At 62.7% G+C, this 17,234-nt stretch carries 18 protein-coding genes; 10 read left to right on the forward strand and 8 right to left on the reverse strand.

Annotated elements, in window-relative coordinates; all coding sequences use genetic code 11:
* Positions 1-145 precede the first annotated feature (145 nt).
* Positions 146-571, reverse strand: a complete 426-nt coding sequence (locus X744_RS147735) for a DUF3775 domain-containing protein (RefSeq protein WP_023761271.1) — start codon at positions 569-571, stop codon at positions 146-148.
* Between the two features lie 146 nt (positions 572-717).
* Between X744_RS147735 and X744_RS147730 the strand changes: the two genes are divergently transcribed.
* Positions 718-1,251: a tetratricopeptide repeat protein gene (locus X744_RS147730; protein WP_031260749.1), complete on the forward strand. Its 534-nt coding sequence runs from the start codon at positions 718-720 to the stop codon at positions 1,249-1,251.
* 272 nt (positions 1,252-1,523) lie between these two features.
* Positions 1,524-1,997 (forward strand): transcription elongation factor GreA, encoded by a 474-nt coding sequence (gene greA / locus X744_RS147725; protein WP_013530066.1) that lies wholly within the window; start codon positions 1,524-1,526, stop codon positions 1,995-1,997.
* A gap of 137 nt (positions 1,998-2,134) precedes the next feature.
* On the opposite strand, the gene waaC is transcribed toward greA, so the two are convergent.
* Genes waaC through rfaD form a run of 3 tightly spaced genes read right to left on the reverse strand, consistent with a single transcriptional unit; the run spans position 2,135 to position 5,111 of the window.
* A complete protein-coding gene (gene waaC, locus X744_RS147720; protein ID WP_023761274.1) occupies positions 2,135-3,184 on the reverse strand; it encodes a lipopolysaccharide heptosyltransferase I in 1,050 nt (349 codons plus the stop codon).
* Positions 3,181-4,188, reverse strand: coding sequence for a lipopolysaccharide heptosyltransferase II (waaF, locus tag X744_RS147715; protein WP_023761275.1), 1,008 nt, complete (start codon positions 4,186-4,188; stop codon positions 3,181-3,183). Before waaF ends, waaC begins: the two co-directional genes overlap by 4 nt.
* Entirely contained in the window at positions 4,161-5,111 is a 951-nt protein-coding gene (rfaD, locus tag X744_RS147710) for an ADP-glyceromanno-heptose 6-epimerase (RefSeq protein ID WP_023761276.1), read from the reverse strand. The genes waaF and rfaD overlap by 28 nt, the downstream gene beginning before the upstream one ends.
* Before the next feature lie 156 nt (positions 5,112-5,267).
* Between rfaD and X744_RS147705 the strand changes: the two genes are divergently transcribed.
* The 5 genes from X744_RS147705 to X744_RS147685 all read left to right on the forward strand — a co-directional run bounded on the left by X744_RS147705 (position 5,268) and on the right by X744_RS147685 (position 9,233).
* The gene (locus X744_RS147705; protein ID WP_023761277.1) at positions 5,268-5,504 is read left to right on the forward strand and encodes a type II toxin-antitoxin system Phd/YefM family antitoxin; all 237 of its coding nucleotides are present in this window, start codon (positions 5,268-5,270) and stop codon (positions 5,502-5,504) included.
* A gap of 224 nt (positions 5,505-5,728) precedes the next feature.
* Entirely contained in the window at positions 5,729-6,361 is a 633-nt protein-coding gene (locus tag X744_RS147700; protein ID WP_023761278.1) for a LysE family translocator, read from the forward strand.
* A 140-nt stretch (positions 6,362-6,501) separates the two neighbouring features.
* Positions 6,502-7,995: a D-glycero-beta-D-manno-heptose-7-phosphate kinase gene (rfaE1, locus tag X744_RS147695; RefSeq protein ID WP_023761279.1), complete on the forward strand. Its 1,494-nt coding sequence runs from the start codon at positions 6,502-6,504 to the stop codon at positions 7,993-7,995.
* Positions 7,996-8,002: 7 nt separating this feature from the next.
* Positions 8,003-8,575: an SIS domain-containing protein gene (locus X744_RS147690; RefSeq protein WP_023761280.1), complete on the forward strand. Its 573-nt coding sequence runs from the start codon at positions 8,003-8,005 to the stop codon at positions 8,573-8,575.
* Entirely contained in the window at positions 8,568-9,233 is a 666-nt protein-coding gene (locus X744_RS147685; RefSeq protein ID WP_023761281.1) for an HAD family hydrolase, read from the forward strand. Before X744_RS147690 ends, X744_RS147685 begins: the two co-directional genes overlap by 8 nt.
* Positions 9,234-9,237: 4 nt before the next feature.
* Here the strand turns inward: X744_RS147685 and X744_RS147680 are convergent, their stop codons facing one another.
* Together X744_RS147680 and X744_RS147675 are read right to left on the reverse strand one after the other, a co-directional pair.
* Complete coding sequence (locus X744_RS147680) at positions 9,238-10,032, reverse strand: glycosyltransferase family 2 protein (protein WP_031260750.1); 795 nt, start codon at positions 10,030-10,032, stop codon at positions 9,238-9,240.
* A gap of 224 nt (positions 10,033-10,256) precedes the next feature.
* A complete protein-coding gene (locus X744_RS147675) occupies positions 10,257-10,736 on the reverse strand; it encodes an Lrp/AsnC family transcriptional regulator (protein ID WP_023761283.1) in 480 nt (159 codons plus the stop codon).
* Between the two features lie 249 nt (positions 10,737-10,985).
* Here X744_RS147675 and trxB point away from each other — a divergent pair, with 249 nt between their 5' ends.
* Together trxB and X744_RS147665 are read left to right on the forward strand one after the other, a co-directional pair.
* Positions 10,986-11,960 carry a thioredoxin-disulfide reductase gene (gene trxB, locus X744_RS147670; protein WP_023761284.1) on the forward strand — a complete coding sequence of 325 codons (975 nt, stop codon included), beginning with the start codon at positions 10,986-10,988 and terminating at the stop codon, positions 11,958-11,960.
* Positions 11,961-12,039: 79 nt separating this feature from the next.
* Positions 12,040-12,936: a LysR family transcriptional regulator gene (locus tag X744_RS147665; protein ID WP_023761285.1), complete on the forward strand. Its 897-nt coding sequence runs from the start codon at positions 12,040-12,042 to the stop codon at positions 12,934-12,936.
* A gap of 166 nt (positions 12,937-13,102) precedes the next feature.
* On the opposite strand, the gene X744_RS147660 is transcribed toward X744_RS147665, so the two are convergent.
* Together X744_RS147660 and X744_RS147655 are read right to left on the reverse strand one after the other, a co-directional pair.
* On the reverse strand, positions 13,103-13,600 hold the full coding sequence (locus X744_RS147660) for an isoprenylcysteine carboxylmethyltransferase family protein (protein WP_023761286.1): 498 nt from the start codon (positions 13,598-13,600) through the stop codon (positions 13,103-13,105).
* A 721-nt stretch (positions 13,601-14,321) separates the two neighbouring features.
* Entirely contained in the window at positions 14,322-16,373 is a 2,052-nt protein-coding gene (locus X744_RS147655; protein ID WP_031260751.1) for an elongation factor G, read from the reverse strand.
* A gap of 311 nt (positions 16,374-16,684) precedes the next feature.
* On the opposite strand from X744_RS147655, the gene X744_RS147650 reads away from it, so the two are divergent.
* A complete protein-coding gene (locus X744_RS147650; RefSeq protein ID WP_023761288.1) occupies positions 16,685-17,080 on the forward strand; it encodes a cupin domain-containing protein in 396 nt (131 codons plus the stop codon).
* The last annotated feature ends 154 nt before the right edge of the window (positions 17,081-17,234 follow it).

Here is a 17,234-nt window from a genome sequence, read left to right on the forward strand (position 1 = left end):
CGTCTGCCGACACCACCGGCAAGGCCGTGATGGCCATGATCAACGCAATTTTGCATGTTCGGGAAAAGACAGGCGACCCCATCACCATCAACGGCGCCGACGCAAGGAGGTTGCTTGCGCCGCATCACGAACGGTAACCGCCTCGTTACGCGCCGATCGCTTCCAGCCCTTCCTCCAGCCAGTCGGCGAGAAGCGGCATACCAAGCAGGTATTTTGCGGTGCGCTTGTTGGCGCGCTCTCGCGCCGTGGCAAGCGCGTCCGCCCATTCCGTGGCGTCGTAGTCGCCGCGACCGACCCAGGCCAGCGCAATCAGTTCGGCGGCTTCATCGACATTGAGGTCGTTGATCAGCTCGCGCAGCTCTTCCTCGGTGAGATCTTCGGAGCTTTCCTCGGCAAGGCCGTCATGATGATGGCTGGCATGGGACTCGCCGTCGAGTTCGACCTCGTGTTCGGCGCCATCGGCATAGTCTTCATTGACGGCGGCACTCAGCGCCTTGGCTTTGAGAATGAACAGGCGCACGGTGTCGGGGCCGATCGAAAGCTCCCAGTCCTTTTCAAGCCGCCGCTGCACGAGCAGTCTCCCAGTGCCGAAATCCTGGCTGATGATAGCGGATTTGCGGCATCCGTCACCTGATGTTCTGCGGCACGCATTTTTCCGGGATGAAATGCGAACCGTCCGGCGTTAGTGTTGCATTCTCACCCCTCCAGGAGGCTTCGATGCATAAAAGAATGCTGATCCAGGCTGCGACTGCCCTTGTCGCGCTGCAGTTCCTTGCCGTTCCCGCGTTTGCTGCCGGCAGCGGTGGCGACACTAATACGACCACCCAATGCAAGAAGGGCATGGTCTGGGACAAGCAGAAGAAGAAGTGCGTCGCGCCCCAGGAAGGCATGCTGGACGACGACAGCATCTACTATGCCGGGCACGACCTGGCGATGGCCGGGCGTTATGATGAGGCGATTGCCGTGCTCAGCCTCGCGGCCAACAAGCAGGATCCGCGCATCCTCAACTATCTCGGCTATTCGCACCGCCACTCCGGCCGCGTCACCGTCGGCCTCGGCTATTACGAGGAAGCGCTGCGCATCGATCCCAACTATACGCTGGTGCGCGAATATCTCGGCGAAGCGCATCTGCAGATCGGCGATCTGGCCGGCGCCCAGCAGCAGCTGATGGAAATCGAGAAGCGGACCGGCAAAGGTTCGCGCGAATACGGCATGCTGGCCGAGCAGATCGACCATTTCATGAGGAGTTGAGACGGCCTCAAGGGCTCTTCGAAGCGACCGCGAGCAATCGCGGTCGTTTTTTGTGGCCCTCACTCCCGCTGGCCGCCCCCCGACTGATGAAAGCGGGGATGATTTTTGCAAAACCAATTTTTGGGCGTGAAAAACGCGCGAATATTGCTATATTCAAGGAAATTGCGGTGACACGGTTCCGTTGGCTCGAGGCTGCCGGACCGTTTTCTTTTTGTACTCATCGACGAGGCTTCCCCCGAAACGCGGGGGTGGCAGCAGGAAAGGCAGGCATTATGAACAAGGTCCCGATGACAGGCGAGGGTTTCGCGTCATTGAAGGAAGAACTGCGCTGGCGCCAGCAGGAAGAGCGGCCGCGCATCATCGAGGCGATCTCCGAAGCGCGCTCGCATGGCGACCTGTCCGAGAATGCCGAATATCATGCCGCCAAAGAGGCGCAGAGCCTCAATGAGGGCCGTGTCAACGAGCTTGAAGATTATATCGCGCGCGCCGAGGTGATCGACGTGAGCAAGCTCAGCGGCGACAAGATCAAGTTCGGCGCCACCGTGGTGCTGGTCGACGAGGATACCGAGGAAAAGAAGACCTATCGGATCGTCGGCGACCAGGAAGCGGATGTGAAGTCCGGGCGTATCTCGATCTCGTCGCCGATCGCCCGCGCGCTGATCGGCAAGGAAGTCGGCGACGCTATCGAGGTCAACGCGCCTGGCGGTGCCAGGGGCTATGAGATCGTCCAGGTGCAGTTCATCTAGGACCTTTGATAATTCTACTCTGGCGGCCGACTAGCGCGGTTTTCTGCGCTTCCGGTGCTCACGTACTTTAAGTACGCTCCGCTCCGGTTCTCGAAGAACCACGCTATTCGACTCGCCAGAGCGAATTCTGAAAGGTCCTATGCCGGCGCTTGTGATTTAAGTGCCGTTAGCCTCTCTGCCTCCGCCACCACCTCCGCCGGAATCACACTCTCCCCAGGCGCTGCCAAAAGTGTCGATGAATAGGGCCCGCGCGGGCCGGTGAGACCTGGCTCGGTTGCCAGGAACACCGCAACCGTCGGCAGGCCGAAAGCGCTGGCGAGGTGGGTCAGCCCGGTGTCGGCGCCGATCACCAGCGTCGAGCGGCCGATGATGGCGGCGATCTCGGCCAGCGGCGATTTCGGCATCACGACCGTTGACGGGACGGCTTTGGCGATCGCTTCGGCCACGGCCTTCTCGCGCTCGTTCGACCAGGTGGTGACCGGCGCCATTCCCCGCTCAACCAGCAGGCGGGCGGTTTCGATCCAGTCCTGGACGGGCCATTTCTTGTCTTCGCGGCTGGTGCCGTGCAGCAGGAAGGCNAGGCGGGCGGTTTCGATCCAGTCCTGGACGGGCCATTTCTTGTCTTCGCGGCTGGTGCCGTGCAGCAGGAAGGCGGTTTTCCCGGCGATGCCGGCCAGAGTGCCGGCCGGCGGCACAATTCCGGAATCCAGCGTCGAAAGCTCGGGCTGATAGCCGAGCGCCAGCCCGAACAGTTGCCGCGTCCGTTCGATGGCGTGCAGGTTGCGCGACACGGGATAGGCGACGTCGTAGAACAGAGTTGCCGACGGTTCGCGCGCGCTGGAGCGGTCGAAGCCGGCAATCGGAGCGCCGGCTTGTCTTGCAACCAGGGCCGATTTCAGCAGGCCTTGTGCGTCGATGACGAGATCGTAGCGGCACTCGCGCAAGGTTCGGCGCAAGGCGGCGGCCTCGCGCCAGGTGCCACCGTCGAACGGCGCCTTTCGCCAGCGCCGGATCGCCACCGTGTGAATTCTGTCGATCGCCGGGTGCAGCGCCACGATGCCGGCGAACGCCTCTTCGACGCACCAATCGAAGCTTATGTCCGGCCGGTTAAGGCTGGTATCCTCGACAGCCGGAAAAGTATGGATGACATCGCCCATCGAGGATGTCTTGACGATCAGCACCTTCATGCGGCGGCCGGGATTTCCAGCAGGCGGTCCGCCGCCGCCGCGACCTGGCCGACTTCAAGCGTCTTCAGGCAATTGAGGTGGCCGAGCGGGCAGATTTTCTGATGGCAGGGCGAGCATGACAGGCCAAGCCAGACCAGTTCCCGGTGCTCGGCCAGCGGCGGCGTGTTCCCAGGCGAGGTCGAGCCATAGACGGCCACGATCGGCGTGCCGACGGCAGCGGCGACATGCATCAGCCCGCTGTCGTTGGACACCGCGAGCCTCGCGGCAGCGATCAGGTCGATGGCGTCCTCCAGGCGCGTCTGGCCGGCGAGATCGACGACGCCAGGGGCGAGTGCGGCGATCTCCGCCGTCACGTCGCGGTCGTTTTTCGAACCGAACAGCGCGACCTTCAGGCCCTTGCCGATGAAGCCGCGGGCAAGGCCGGCATAGCTTTCACTCGGCCAGCGCTTGGCCGGGCCGAATTCGGCACCAGGCATCAGTGCCGCGAATTTTTGCGGCGCCAGCCCGAAGCGGTCGAGCAGGTCAACCTGGTTTTTCGTGTCCACGCTTAGTCGAGGCGCCCGGAAACTAGCGCCTTGGGCGAGGCCGAAATAGGCCTGCGCGGTACGTCGTTTGACGCTGTCGGGCAGCGGTACGATGTCGGTCAAAAGGCCATAGCGCATTTCGCGCAGATGACCGACACGGCGCGGAATGCGGGCAAAGAACGGGATCAGTGCCGATTTCCAGCTTCCCGGCAGGACAAAGGCCACGTCATAGCGGCCCTGCAGCAGGCGGCCGAAGCGGCGACGATGCGTGAATTCGAGCGCACCGGGTTTGAGCGGAAAGTCGATCTGCTGGCGGATTTCGGGCATGCGCTTGACCAGCGGCGCGGCCCATGCCGGCGCCAGCACATCGATGGCGGCGTTGGGATGCAGCTCCTTCAGCGCCGAAAACAGGCACTGCGCCATCACCATGTCGCCCACCCAGCGTGGACCGATCACGAGGATCGTTGGGCTCTCAGCCATTCGACATAGTCTCTGACGCCGGTTTCCACTGTCCGGAATTGGCCATTGTAACCGGCCGCGCGCAAACGTGACATATCAGCTTGCGTGAAGCTCTGGTAGCTGCCCTTGAGATGGTCGGGGAATTCGATGAACTCGATCTCGCCCTTGCCCAGCGTGTCGATCACCGTTTCGGCGATGGCGCGGAAGGGCTGGGCGCGGCCGGTGCCGCAATTGAAGATGCCGCTCAGATCCCGCTTCCACAGCCACAGATTGACGTCGGCGACATCGCCGACATGGATGAAATCGCGGCTTTGTTCGCCAGGCCCGAAGCCGTCATAGGCGCCGAACAGTTTCGGGTTTTCGCCCCGTTCGACCTGGTTGACCAGGTGGAAAGCGACCGACGCCATGGCGCCCTTGTGCGCTTCGCGCGGCCCATAGACGTTGAAATAGCGCAGGCCCGCGACCTGCGAATGGTCGGTATCGAACACCGTTCGCCTGACATAGTCGTCGAACAGCTTCTTGGAATAGGCATAGACGTTGAGTGGCCGCTCGAGCGCCGGGTCCTCGCGAAACTCCGCGCCGCCGCCGTAGACGGAAGCCGAGGAGGCGTAGAGGAAGGGCACGCGCAGTGCCTGGCTTGCATGCAGCAGCCGCTTGGAAAAGGCATAATTCACCTCCATCATGAACTTGCCGTTCCACTCGGTGGTGGTCGAGCAAGCGCCTTGGTGGAAGACGGCCTCGATGCGGCCGAGTGAACCTGCCTCCATGCGGGGCAGGAAATCATCCTTGTCCAGATAGTCGGCGATCTGCAAGTCGGCGAGATTGGCGATCTTGTGGCCGTCGGTGAGGTCGTCGACGATAAGGATATCGTCATGGCCTTCGGCATTCAGAGCTGCGACGATGTTGGAGCCGATCATGCCGGCGCCGCCCGTGACGATGATCATGTTGCTGGCCCTATACGCGTTTCACTTGCCGATTCCGGCCCTTATAGGGGAGGCAGGGTGGGCTGTCGATAAAGCAGGCGTGGTCGCCAGATCTGTCATTTCTTAGGCTTGTCCGTTTTGTCTATTTTGTCTATTATGTGCAAAACGGAGTGGCCTATGAAACGCTATCCATCGACCGATCTGAAACAGAATCTTGGAGACGTGCTCGCGGCTGCCAGCCAGCAGCCTGTCTCCATCACTCGTCACAACAAGCCGAGATACGTCCTGATGAGCATAGAGACCTACGAAGCTCGCTTCGTCAACGATAGCCGCCGCGTCTACGCGACCGAAGACGCGCCACCCGAACATGTCAAGATGCTTGAAGAATACATGGCGGAGTTGGATCGTGATTAGACCCATCGCCGCCGACGTCTGGAGATATCCATATCTGTGTGGTATCGCCAACACGGAGACGGCGAGACCGAAGGCCGCAAGACACGGCCTGTCGCCTTCGTGGCCATCATTCCATAAGAAAATCATGTCCGCTTTTATCGCGGCTGTCCGTACGGGCCGGTCCGAAGCCATCCCGCGCGCCGACTGAACCGACAGGAGAGAGGCATGATCGTAAGGGACCAATAATGCCGTCGACCGAACTGCTCATCGCGTTTTTCGTCACCACCGCGATCTTCGCCTACATCCCCGGCCCCGCCATGCTCTATGCCGCGGCGCAGACGATGGCGCGTGGCCGCTGGTCCGGCCTTACTGCAGCCCTTGGCATCCATCTGGGCGGTTATGTGCATGTTTTCGCCGCTGCCGCCGGTCTGTCGGTGCTGTTTCACGCCGTGCCGACGCTCTACATGGCGGTCAAGCTGGTCGGCGCGCTCTATCTGATCTGGCTCGGCGTCTCGCTGTTTCGCAAGCGTGTGGAGGGCGATACGGCGCTGCCCGCTATCGAGCGCAAATCGGCACGACGTGCCTTTTTCGAGAGCATCACCGTCGAGGTGCTCAATCCCAAGACGGCGATCTTCTTCATGGCATTCCTGCCGCAGTTCATCGATGCCTCGGCGGCGTTTCCGGTCTGGCTGCAATTCATCGTGCTGGGCACGACAGTCAATTTGATGTTCTCGTCGGCCGATGTCGTCTGCGTGTTCCTGGCCGGTGCCGTGATCGGTCGCTTGCGACGTTCGAGCCGCGCACAGCGGCTGATGCAGCGGGCCGGCGGCGCGGTGCTGGTAGGGCTGGGCGTCCATGTCGCCCTGCAGAAGAGCTGACCGCCTGGGCCGTCGCGATCATGCCCTGCCGTTGCGCTGCATGGAATTGCGGTATATCGGCTTCGCCGTGACCGACCGACCTCGCAATCCGAGCACTATGACCTATCTGAGATCGACTTTTCCCGCGCGCCGCAGATGACATGATCAAGCACAATCCGCCTTCTCCCGAGCCCCTGCACCGCGCCATTGCGCGGTTCGGCCAGGCCACCGTGCTGGTGGTCGGCGACTTCATCCTCGACCGTTTCGTCAACGGCGTCATTGAGCGGATCTCGCCGGAAGCGCCGATCCCAGTGCTGCACGGGCGCGGCGAGACCTCGACGATGGGCGGTGCCGGCAATGTCGTGGCCAACATCGCTTCGCTCGGTGCTACCGCTGTTCCCGTCTCGGTAATCGGCACCGATGTGGCAGGCGACAGCCTGCTGCGGATGCTTGGCGAGCTTGGCGCCGACACGACCGGCCTGGCGCAGGAGCGCGGCCGCATGACATCGTCGAAGAGCCGCTTCAGCGCGCTCAACCAGCAGGTGTTGCGCTTCGACGAGGAGGAGGTCAAGCCGCTGGATGCGTCGGAGCGCGCCGGCCTGATACGTCATTTCCGCGCCGCACTGACGCGCGCCGACATCGTCATCCTGTCCGATTACGGCAAGGGCATCCTGCTCGACGGCGTCGCTGCCGACCTGATCGCCATCTGCCGCGAGGCGGGAAAGCCGGCGCTGGTCGACCCGAAGGGTCGCGACTATGCGCGCTATGCCGGGGCGACCGCCATCACCCCGAACCGTAAGGAACTTGGCGAAGCTGTCGGCCACGCGGTGTTTGCCGATGACGAGATTGTCGGCGCGGCACGTCAGCTGATTTCGGCGCACGGCTTCGACTTCGTCGTCGCGACGCGCAGCGAAAAGGGCATGAGCGTCGTCGGTCCGACCGAGGCGCGCCACATCGCGACCCAGGCGCGGGAAGTGTTCGACGTCTCGGGTGCCGGCGACACGGTGATCGCCAGCTTCGCGCTGGCGTTGGCCGCAGGCGCCGATACCGTCATGGCTGCTTCGATCGCCAATGCCGCCGGCGGCGTCGTGGTCGGAAAACGCGGCACTGCCCGGCTGACGGCCGAGGAACTCACCGGCGCGCTGTTCCGCTCGCACGGACCGACCGCCCACAAGGACGCCATCCTCGATGCCACATCGGCCGCACGCATGGTGGCGGCGTGGAAGGATGAGGGCTTGAGCGTCGGCTTCACCAATGGCTGCTTCGACATCCTGCATGCCGGCCATGTCAGCCTCTTGCACGCCGCGCGCAGCCAGTGCGACCGGCTGGTGCTCGGTCTCAACAGCGATGCCTCGGTGCGGCGCCTGAAAGGCGCCGGGCGCCCGGTCAATGATCAGCACGACCGCGCCTGCGTGCTCGCCGCCTTGGCTTCGGTCGATGCGGTCGTGGTGTTCGAAGAGGATACGCCTTTAGCGCTGATCGAGGCTCTGCTGCCCGACATACTGGTCAAGGGCGCCGATTACACGGTCGACACCGTCGTCGGCGCCGATGTGGTGCAGAAGGCCGGCGGACGGGTCGTGCTGGTCGATCTCGTCGCAGGCAAGAGCACCACCGGCACCATTGGCAAATTGCGTGCCGGCGGCATCACCAACTGAGGTTTTCATGGCTGATCTGAACGATTACCTGGTCCGTTCCGCGGCTGCGATCTCCGCTATGGTCGAGCGCGACCTGACCGGCGAGATGGAGCGTGCGGCGAGCGCCGTGGTGACGGCGCTTTCCTCTGGAAAAGCTTTGCTGATTGCCGGCAATGGCGGCTCGGCGAGCGACGCCATCCACATCGCCGGTGAACTGGTCGGCCGCTTTCTCAAGGAGCGCAAGGCCTACAATGTCATCGCGCTGCCGGCCAATGCCGCCGTGCTGACCGCCTGGGGCAATGACTATGGCTTCGACACGGTGTTTGCGCGCCAGGTCGAGGCGCATGGCGCGGCCGGCGGTGTGCTTCTGGCAATCTCGACCAGTGGCAACTCGCCGAGCATCCTCGCCGCAGCCGAACAGGCGCGGATGATGGATATGACGGTGATCAGCCTGACCGGCGACACCGGCGGCAAGCTGAAGTCGCTGACGGACATCCTGCTCAACGTGCCGTCGACCTCGACGCCGATCATCCAGCAGGGGCATCTGTGCCTCTATCACCATCTGTGCGAGGTCGTCGAAGCGCGTCTCAGCGATGGCTGAAACGCACGACACGCCGCCTGGATCCTATCCGCTGGCGGAGCCTGGCCTATGGGTCGAGCGGGTCGGATCGAGGGTCTTCTCCGCAGGCACGCCGGCGCTGTTCCTCGACCGCGACGGCACCATCAACCTCGATACCGGTTATCCTGACGATCCCGGCGAAATAGTACTGCGCGAGGATATCGCCGCAGTGATCGCCGCTGCCAACCGGGCCGGCATTCCCGTCGTCATCGTCACCAACCAGTCGGGCATCGCGCGCGGCTATTACGGTTGGGCCGATTTCGCCGCCGTCAATGGCCGCGTGCTCGAACTGCTGGGTGCCGAAAATGCATTCGTGGATATGGTCCTCGCCTGCGCTTATCACGAGGCGGGCTCCGGCCGGCTCGCGGCCGCCGACCATCCGATGCGCAAGCCCAATCCGGGCATGCTGCTGGAGGCGGCCAAGCATCTCGGGCTCGATCTGCAACGTTCGCTGATTGTTGGCGACAAGCTGGCCGACATGGAAGCGGGACGGCGCGCCGGGCTGTCGCAGGGCTGGCTGGTCGACGGGCAAGCGGCTGTTCAACCGGACTTCACCGTCAGGTCCTGGCGCGATCGCGCGGATTTCGACGGACTGCTCACCGCGATAGCGGCACTTGGCGCCGTTTCGGGCGAGCCGTGACGGCTCACACCGGATCGTTGTCTCGCGACGCTTCGTAGAGCTTGGCCTCGGTGGCGAACGAATACACCATCACCATCATCGAATAGACGAAGCCGTGCCGGCCGCACAGGAAGTAGCGCTTGGCCAGATAGAACTTCAGGAAGTTGCCGAACGGCGACAGCACAAGTTTCACGAGGCCAGGCTTCTTGCCTTTTTCGATCAGCGTGGCAACCTTGAGGCCGGAATAGGTGTTGGCTCTTGCCAGGTCTTCGGCGACGGTCATTTCGCGGCGATGCAGCAGCACGCCATTTTCAATCGTGCCGGTTTCGCCCGGCACCTCGAACGATTCATGGACCCGCAAGTTGAGGTCCATGGTGGCCTTGTCGCGGCGGAAAAGACGCAGCAGCCTGTTGTGCAGTACCCAGCGGTGCGCGTAGCCATAGCCCTTCAGCTTGTCTCGGCGTCTTATGTACCATCCGTCGAAGGCGTCATTGCGAGGCTGCGTCACGTCGATGATCGACTGCCTGAGCAGGTCGTCGATGGCCTCATCGGCTTCAATCGAAATGCACCATGGCTGCGTGGCCTGATCTAGCGCGAATTGCCGCTGGCGTGGAAAGCCCGGCCAATCATTGTGAAACAGCCTTATAGGGTAGCCCTTGGCGATGAACTCCTGAACAACATCCAGGGTGCCGTCCGTCGAGCCTGAATCGACGACGATGATCTCGGCGCAGAAGTCGACGCTTTCCAGGCACTGGCCGATCATGTCGGCTTCGTTCATGCAGATGATGAGCGCCGAAACGGGGCTAGCAAATCGAGTCATGATCTCACCCCGCGGCACCCTGTTCTCGGAAATTGCGCTGCTTGCGCCATCTCTTTTTTAGCAATCCCGGACGGAAACCGTTACACATTTTTCCCGGAATTGCTCCAGGAAACCCACCAGAGCGGGCACGGCAAAACGATCCGGCTTTCTACACGAGAGGCTATCGAACGCCAAAGCGGCCCTGGTGTGGCGAAGCCGAGAATTCGCGTCGCCGTTCGACCGACTCAAGGCTGTGCGAACGAGACCAGCCCTTCGTCCTTGACCCGGCGGATGGTGAGCGCGGTGCGCACCGTGTCGACATTGGGGGCAGAGGTCAGCTCCTCGATGACGAAGGTCTGGAAGGCGCCGAGGTCGCTCGCCACGCAATGCAGCAGGAAATCGGATTCGCCCGACACCATCCAGGCGTCGCGCACGATCGGCCAGCCTCGGGTGCGCTCGGCAAAGATGCGCAGCTCGGCGTCGGCCTGATGATGAAGGCCGATCAGGCAAAAGGCGACGACATCGAGACCGAGCGCCGGCGCGTTGAGCAAAGCGCGGTAGCCACGGATGATGCCGGCTTCCTCCAGCCGCTTCACGCGGCGCAGGCATGGCGGTGCCGAAATACCGACGCGGCTCGATAGTTCGACATTGGTCATGCGGCCGTCGCCTTGCAGCTCGCGCAGGATCTTCCAGTCGATGGCGTCGAGGTCGGCCTTGAGCGGCATGAGGGCTCTCGAGAAGTCAGTGGCAAGACGCAAGGATCTTGCGTGATTTCGTAATTAAACGACTTCGCTGTCCATTCCATCCCTTGCCCGGAATATTTCGCAGGTTCAGACGGCGCAAGGGTGCGACAAAGCTTTCCGGGGACGAACGCCAACTTGCCTTGCTGGCGTCGTGGGCAACACTTACATTACGCGCGGTAGCGACGAGTTTTCCATGCCGCAATCGCCGGCAACCCTCCGCAGAGGCTTTGAATGACCACCAAGCACGCGCCTGTTCTCATTATCGGTTCCGGCCCGGCCGGCTATACCGCGGCCGTCTACGCCGCCCGCGCCATGCTGAAGCCGATGCTGGTCGCCGGCCTGCAGCAGGGTGGCCAGCTGATGATCACCACCGATGTCGAGAACTATCCCGGCTTCGCCGACCCGATCCAGGGGCCGTGGCTGATGGAGCAGATGCTGAAGCAGGCCGAGCATGTCGGCACCGACATCATCAACGACATCATCACCGAGGTCGATCTCAACGTGCGGCCGTTCCGTGCCAAGGGCGATTCCGGAACCACCTACACCGCCGACGCGCTGATCATCGCCACCGGCGCGCAGGCCAAATGGCTGGGCATCCCGACCGAACAGACCTTCATGGGTTTTGGCGTCTCTGCCTGCGCCACCTGCGATGGTTTCTTCTATCGCGGCAAAGATGTCGCGGTGATCGGCGGCGGCAATTCGGCGGTGGAAGAGGCGCTCTATCTGTCCAACCTCGCCAAGAGCGTGACGGTCGTCCACAGGCGCAGCGATTTTCGCGCCGAACGCATCCTGCGTGAGCGGCTCTTGAAGAAGGACAATGTCCGCGTCATCTGGGACACGATCGTCGACGAGATCACCGGCCGTCCCGGCAAGACACCGTTGCCGCCCTCGGTCGAAGGGCTGAAGCTCAAGCATGCGGTGACCGGCGAGGTGTCGCACCTCAAGGTCGATGGCGTATTCGTGGCCATCGGCCACGCACCGGCAGTAGAACTGTTCGCCGGGAAGCTGAAGCAGAAGCCGAACGGCTATCTGTGGACGGCGCCGGATTCGACCCGCACCGACGTGCCCGGCGTGTTCGCGGCCGGCGATGTGACCGACGATATCTACCGCCAGGCAGTGACGGCGGCGGGACTCGGCTGCATGGCCGCACTCGAGGCGGAGAAATATCTGGCCGGCATTGAGGTGCACCGCGAAGCGGCCGAGTAGAGAGTTCAGATAACGGCTCAGAAATGCCGTGTAAAAGCCTGATTTTTCATTCAGACGCCAAAACAGAACGAGGGGAATCATGGCGTTGGACTGGGACAAGCTACGCGTGTTTCACGCTGCGGCGGAGGCGGGGTCGTTTACCCATGCGGCCGAGACATTGCATCTGTCGCAATCGGCGATCTCGCGGCAGGTCAGCGCGCTCGAGCATGATGTCGGCGTGCCGCTGTTCAACCGCCACGCCCGCGGGCTGGTGCTGACCGAGCAGGGCGAGATGCTGTTCCGCACGGCGCATGACGTGCTGATGAAGCTGGAAACCATCAAGTCACGGCTGACCGAGACCAAGGACCGCCCTTCCGGCGTGCTCAGGGTGACGACGACGGTCGGTCTCGGCGCCGGCTGGCTGACTGAACGGGTGCAGGAGTTCATCGAGCTCTATCCCGAAATCAGCCTGCAGCTGATCCTCGCCAACGAGGAACTCGACCTCACCATGCGCCAGGCCGATTGCGCCATCAGGCTGCGCCAGCCGCAGCAACCGGACCTGATCCAGCGCCGGCTGTTCACCGTGCACTTCCACCTCTACGCGGCGCCTTCCTATGTCGCCAAGTACGGCAAGCCGGCTTCGGTCGCCGAGCTGAAGGCTCATCGCATCGTCACCTTCGGCGTGCCGGTGCCTTCGCATCTGTCGGAGCTGAACTGGCTGGAAACGGTCGGCGATTTCGAAGGCGGACAAAGGGTGCCGACGCTGCAGATCAACGACATATTGTCGATCAAGCGCGCGGTGCAAGGCGGTGCCGGCATTGCGATGCTGCCCGACTACGTGATCAGCAAGGACTCCGACCTGGTGCAGTTGCTGCCGGAAACCGAAGTGCCATCCTTCGACACCTATTTCGCCTATCCGGACGCGATGAAGAACCAGGCCAAGCTGCACGTCTTTCGCGATTTCATCATTGCCAAGGCGCGCAGCTGGTCCTTCTGAGGGGCATATCGATATTCAGGTGATGAGGGCCTGCGAACGAGGGCTTCCTGCGCTTCCGGTACTCACGGATCCAATGTCCGCTCCGTTCCGGTTCTCGGAATCTCACGCTCTCGGCTCGGCCTGACCTGAATCTCAACATACCCCATGTGGCTCTGCTTGACCTAATCTAGCCCCGCCAAGGCGTCAGGCGAGGCAGCCAGCCAGGCACATTGCGACGGTAGGTCTCGTATTCGGCGCCGTAGCGGCGGGCCAATGTCGGCTCCTCGTAGAGCCGCACGAAGGAGCCCATGGCGATCGCGCCGATGACGGCATAGGCGACCAGCGTCCAGCTCGAGAACAGCAGCGCCTGGCCGAGGATGATCGAAAGCACGGCGACATACATCGGGTTGCGGACATGGCGGTAGATGCCGCCGATCACCAGTCTCTCGGTCGGCGCGACCGGAGCGGGCGTGCACAGCCCTTCGAGCGCAAAGCGGCCGAAGGCATGCAGCAACGCAGCGATCGCGGCGACGATCAAGAGCCCGCCAGCAGGGACAAAGCCCGGCAGGTTCGACCACGGCAAGCCCCAGCGGTCGGTCAACAGCCAAGGCACCAGCCCGGCAATCACGCCCGGGGCTGCAATGAAGAAGGCCGCACTGCCGGCGATCGCCGAAAACGTCCGCATGGCAGCTTTCCTCCCGATTGCCTTAGAAATGAACGCCTGCTGCCCGCTTCCACGTCACTGCGCAGTTTTGGCATCTCGAGCCGAGAACCAGCGACGATTGGCGAATCTGTAGTGGAAATTGCCCAGTGCAGCGCTCCATTTTGACGATTTTTCTGGTCCTATTGGCTCCTGGAATGGGGTAGACCACAGCCTGCGTCTTTTTGCATGCGAGTGTTGCAAAATAGATGCTTGTTTCTTGGGCATGATGAGCACATATATAGATCATCTCCTGGGCGCGTTCTCCTCCCATTAGCGCCCTCGAGTGTTCCCCTCTGGAGGTTAGCCTTAACAGGCACTTCCAATCAAACTCAGCCGGATCTTCATTGATCCGGCTTTTTTGTTGCCTGTGCCCTGCTGGGTCGGCCAAAAAATCCATCACAATTGCCGCGTAACAGTGACATGTAACCTCTGGTAACATATCGCGGACGTCCGCGGCCTGCTACGCCGACCATAGGACGCGGTGTGGTTCGGACGGGAGATGGGGGCATCACTCGTTCGGCCCGGGCTCAGGCGGCTACCGCGTCCGAACCGTTTCATCCGCCGAAGTTCGGCGATACACAATGCGGCGGACCTGCCGTTTTACCTCCCAAGGAAACGGTCCGCAGACAAAACGACGCCCGGTCCCCGCTGGGCGTCGTTTCTTTTTTGCCCCTCGAACCGAGGCGTTTGACGATGCTGCAGGTCAGGCAGCCTTGCCGTTGGTGTTCATTGCCTCGTCAGCCAGGCGACCCGTGAGTTCGGCCATGTGGTCGAAGACGGCACGGTAGCTGGCGACGCCCGAGGTGGCAGAGCGCAGTTCGATGATCAGGTCGCCGATCTCGGCCTGCGGCATGGTGGCCTCGACGACATCCCAACCCGGCCAGCCGGGCCTCGCATCGTAACCAAGGATCTGGCCGCGCCGCTGCGGGATGAGCGCAATGATCTTCGAGGTGGCATCGGACGGCGTGACGATCTCAACCTTCATCACCGGTTCCAGCAGCACCGGCGAGCAGGCGGCCATGCCTTCCTTCATTGCCAGCCTGGCCGCCATCTGGAAGGCCATGTCGGAGGAATCCACCGCGTGGTACGAGCCGTCCGACAGGTTGACGGCGACATCGACGACGGGAAAGCCGAGCGGCCCGGACTTCAGATAGTCACGCACACCGGTTTCGACCGACTGGATGTAGGTCTTCGGCACGACGCCGCCGGTAATGGTGTCGGTGAACTGGAAGCCGGAGCCGCGCGGCAGCGGCTTGATCTCGATCACCACGTCGCCGAACTGGCCATGACCGCCGGACTGTTTCTTGTGACGGCCGCGCTGCTGCGCCGGCTTGCGGATCGTCTCGCGATAGGGCACCGCAGGCGCATGGCCTTCGACCGGTATCTGGTTCTTGCCTTCCAGCCGCTCGCGCACCACGCGCAGATGCATCTCGCCATGGCCGGATAGCACGGTCTCGGCCGAGTCCTGGTTGTGGCGCAAGCTGAGCGAGGGATCTTCCTCGGCCAGCCGCTGGATGGCGGCCGACATCTTCACTTCGTCCTTGCGTTCCTTGGGGCGCAGCGCGAAGGCGAAGACCGGCTGCGGCGGCTCGAGCTCGATCAGCGGCTTGATGCCGCCCTTGACCGAACTCAGCGTCTGGCCGGTCTTCACCTCATCCAGTTTGCCGAGCGCCACCGTGTCGCCGGCCTTGGCGATGGTGAGCTTGGACTGATCCTTGCCAAGCATCCGGTAGATGCCGGACACCTTGGCCGTATCGCCGCCGGGCAGCCAGAGTTCGGAGCCGTCGACGACCTGGCCGGAGAGGATGCGCGACACCGACAGTTTGCCGCCATGCGGCGTGTGGATGGTCTTGATCACCTGGACCAGGGTGGCCGCGCCATCCGGTGCGCCGAGCCGCTTGCGTGTCGCGTCGATGTCGGGTGCGTCGTGGCGGATCGCCTTCAGGAGGCGCAGCACGCCGTTGCCTTTCTCGGCGGTGCCGATCAGCACCGGCGTCACCGCGCCATCGCGCAGATCGGCGGCAAGATCATCAAAGATGGCGTCCTTGGGCGGCTCGATCTCTTCGAGCAGCTGTTCCATCAACTGGTCATCGTGGTCGGCCAGCGTCTCCAGCATGGAGAAGCGTGCCTCGAGCTCGCGCGCCTTTTCGTCGCCCGGAATTTGAGCCACTTCGCTCTCGGCATATTCGCGATAGATGTAGGCACGCTCCAGCGCCAGATCGATCGAACCGATGACGACGCCGTCCTTGCGCAACGGAATCTGGCGCAGCAGCAACGGCACCGAGCTTGCCGGCTGCAGCATCTTCAGCGTGTCGCGCACACCGGTGATTGCCTTGTCGACCTTGTTGAGAAACAGGATGCGCGGCACGCCGAGATCGTCGAGCTTGCGCATGATCAGCTGCAGGGCGGGGATCTTCTTTTCGTCGGCCTCGGCAACGACCACGGCAAGGTCGCAGGCTGCCAGCACCGGCTCGGCCTCGAAGGAGAATTCGATGGAGCCGGGACAATCGACGAAGGTGATCTGCTCGCCCATGAATTCGGTGGTGGCGATCGTCGCCTCGACGCTCATGGCATGAGCCCGTGCCTCGGGCGAATAATCTGAAACGGTATTGCCTGATGAAACGGGATTTTGTCGGGGAATTGAGCCGGTACGGGCCAAAATGGCTTCGAGAAGTGTCGTCTTACCGCTTGCGAAGGGACCGACTATGGCAATGCATTTCGGTCCCGTGCGTCGTCCTCCGGCGCGAGTACCCATGACTGACCTCCACTCAGGCGTTTCCCGCAGGACCGACTGGCATTCATGGTTCAGGCGTGGTCAATCGGTCCTGAGCGGCGGCCGGCCTGTTCGACCGTCGCGGGCGGTTCTTTTCGTTTCGCTACCTGCCCAAAGCCATCGTCCCACTTGTTTGCCAGCAGGGCAAGAAAAATAGAAATCCGGCACTCGGAAGCGGACACGCGCTGCTCGGACGCTGGGCGTCGGCGGTCGAACACTGTTGCACGTTGGCCGATATCGGCCGAAACTGGGACAGGCGACCCGTCGCCCTCCGTTTCAAGGAACCATCGACCATGAAGATCATTGCCTGCGGCAGCGTGCCGACCATCGTAGCGCCAGACAAGTATTTCACCGGCCGGGTGTTGCAGACGCCGATCATCGAGAAAGAGGCGCCGGCGCGGCTGCGGGCCACGCTGGTCAGCTTCGAGCCGGGCGCGCGCACCCATTGGCACACGCATCCGCTTGGTCAGACACTCTATGTCACCATGGGCGCCGGTCTCGCGCAGACATGGGGCGAACCGGTTCAGGAGATCAGGGCGGGCGACGTCATCTCGTTCGCCCCCGGTGAAAAGCACTGGCATGGCGCGGCGTCGACATCGGAGATGACGCATATCGCCATGCAGGAAGCCCTTGACGGCGTCCATGCCGATTGGCTGGAGGCGGTAACCGCGGAGCAATATGGCGGCTGAGGGGCGAGCCCGGCGGGCTCCACGCCGGGATGCTGACGGCGGCGATTGCCGCATTCCAGGCCATCGCCCTGCTGGTCGCCGAGGCGGCGCCAGCCGAGGCGCGCTCGGCCAAAGAGGGCAAGCAAGAGGTGTCAGGCTGACGGCCAAAATAAAA

It is taken from the genome of Mesorhizobium sp. LNHC252B00 (genome assembly GCF_000502955.1).
Lineage (GTDB): Bacteria > Pseudomonadota > Alphaproteobacteria > Rhizobiales > Rhizobiaceae > Mesorhizobium.

Coding starts and splice junctions, on each gene's coding strand:
- greA (WP_013530066.1), top strand. CDS start 1,524: ATGAACAAGGTCCCGATGACAGGCGAGGGTTTCGCGTCATTGAAGGAA.
- rfaE1 (WP_023761279.1), top strand. CDS start 6,502: ATGATCAAGCACAATCCGCCTTCTCCCGAGCCCCTGCACCGCGCCATT.
- X744_RS147660 (WP_023761286.1), bottom strand. CDS start 13,600: ATGCGGACGTTTTCGGCGATCGCCGGCAGTGCGGCCTTCTTCATTGCA.
- X744_RS147690 (WP_023761280.1), top strand. CDS start 8,003: ATGGCTGATCTGAACGATTACCTGGTCCGTTCCGCGGCTGCGATCTCC.
- X744_RS147685 (WP_023761281.1), top strand. CDS start 8,568: ATGGCTGAAACGCACGACACGCCGCCTGGATCCTATCCGCTGGCGGAG.
- X744_RS147680 (WP_031260750.1), bottom strand. CDS start 10,032: ATGACTCGATTTGCTAGCCCCGTTTCGGCGCTCATCATCTGCATGAAC.
- trxB (WP_023761284.1), top strand. CDS start 10,986: ATGACCACCAAGCACGCGCCTGTTCTCATTATCGGTTCCGGCCCGGCC.
- X744_RS147665 (WP_023761285.1), top strand. CDS start 12,040: ATGGCGTTGGACTGGGACAAGCTACGCGTGTTTCACGCTGCGGCGGAG.
- X744_RS147655 (WP_031260751.1), bottom strand. CDS start 16,373: ATGGGTACTCGCGCCGGAGGACGACGCACGGGACCGAAATGCATTGCC.
- rfaD (WP_023761276.1), bottom strand. CDS start 5,111: ATGATCATCGTCACGGGCGGCGCCGGCATGATCGGCTCCAACATCGTC.
- X744_RS147705 (WP_023761277.1), top strand. CDS start 5,268: ATGAAACGCTATCCATCGACCGATCTGAAACAGAATCTTGGAGACGTG.
- X744_RS147730 (WP_031260749.1), top strand. CDS start 718: ATGCATAAAAGAATGCTGATCCAGGCTGCGACTGCCCTTGTCGCGCTG.
- X744_RS147700 (WP_023761278.1), top strand. CDS start 5,729: ATGCCGTCGACCGAACTGCTCATCGCGTTTTTCGTCACCACCGCGATC.
- X744_RS147650 (WP_023761288.1), top strand. CDS start 16,685: ATGAAGATCATTGCCTGCGGCAGCGTGCCGACCATCGTAGCGCCAGAC.
- X744_RS147675 (WP_023761283.1), bottom strand. CDS start 10,736: ATGCCGCTCAAGGCCGACCTCGACGCCATCGACTGGAAGATCCTGCGC.
- waaF (WP_023761275.1), bottom strand. CDS start 4,188: ATGGCTGAGAGCCCAACGATCCTCGTGATCGGTCCACGCTGGGTGGGC.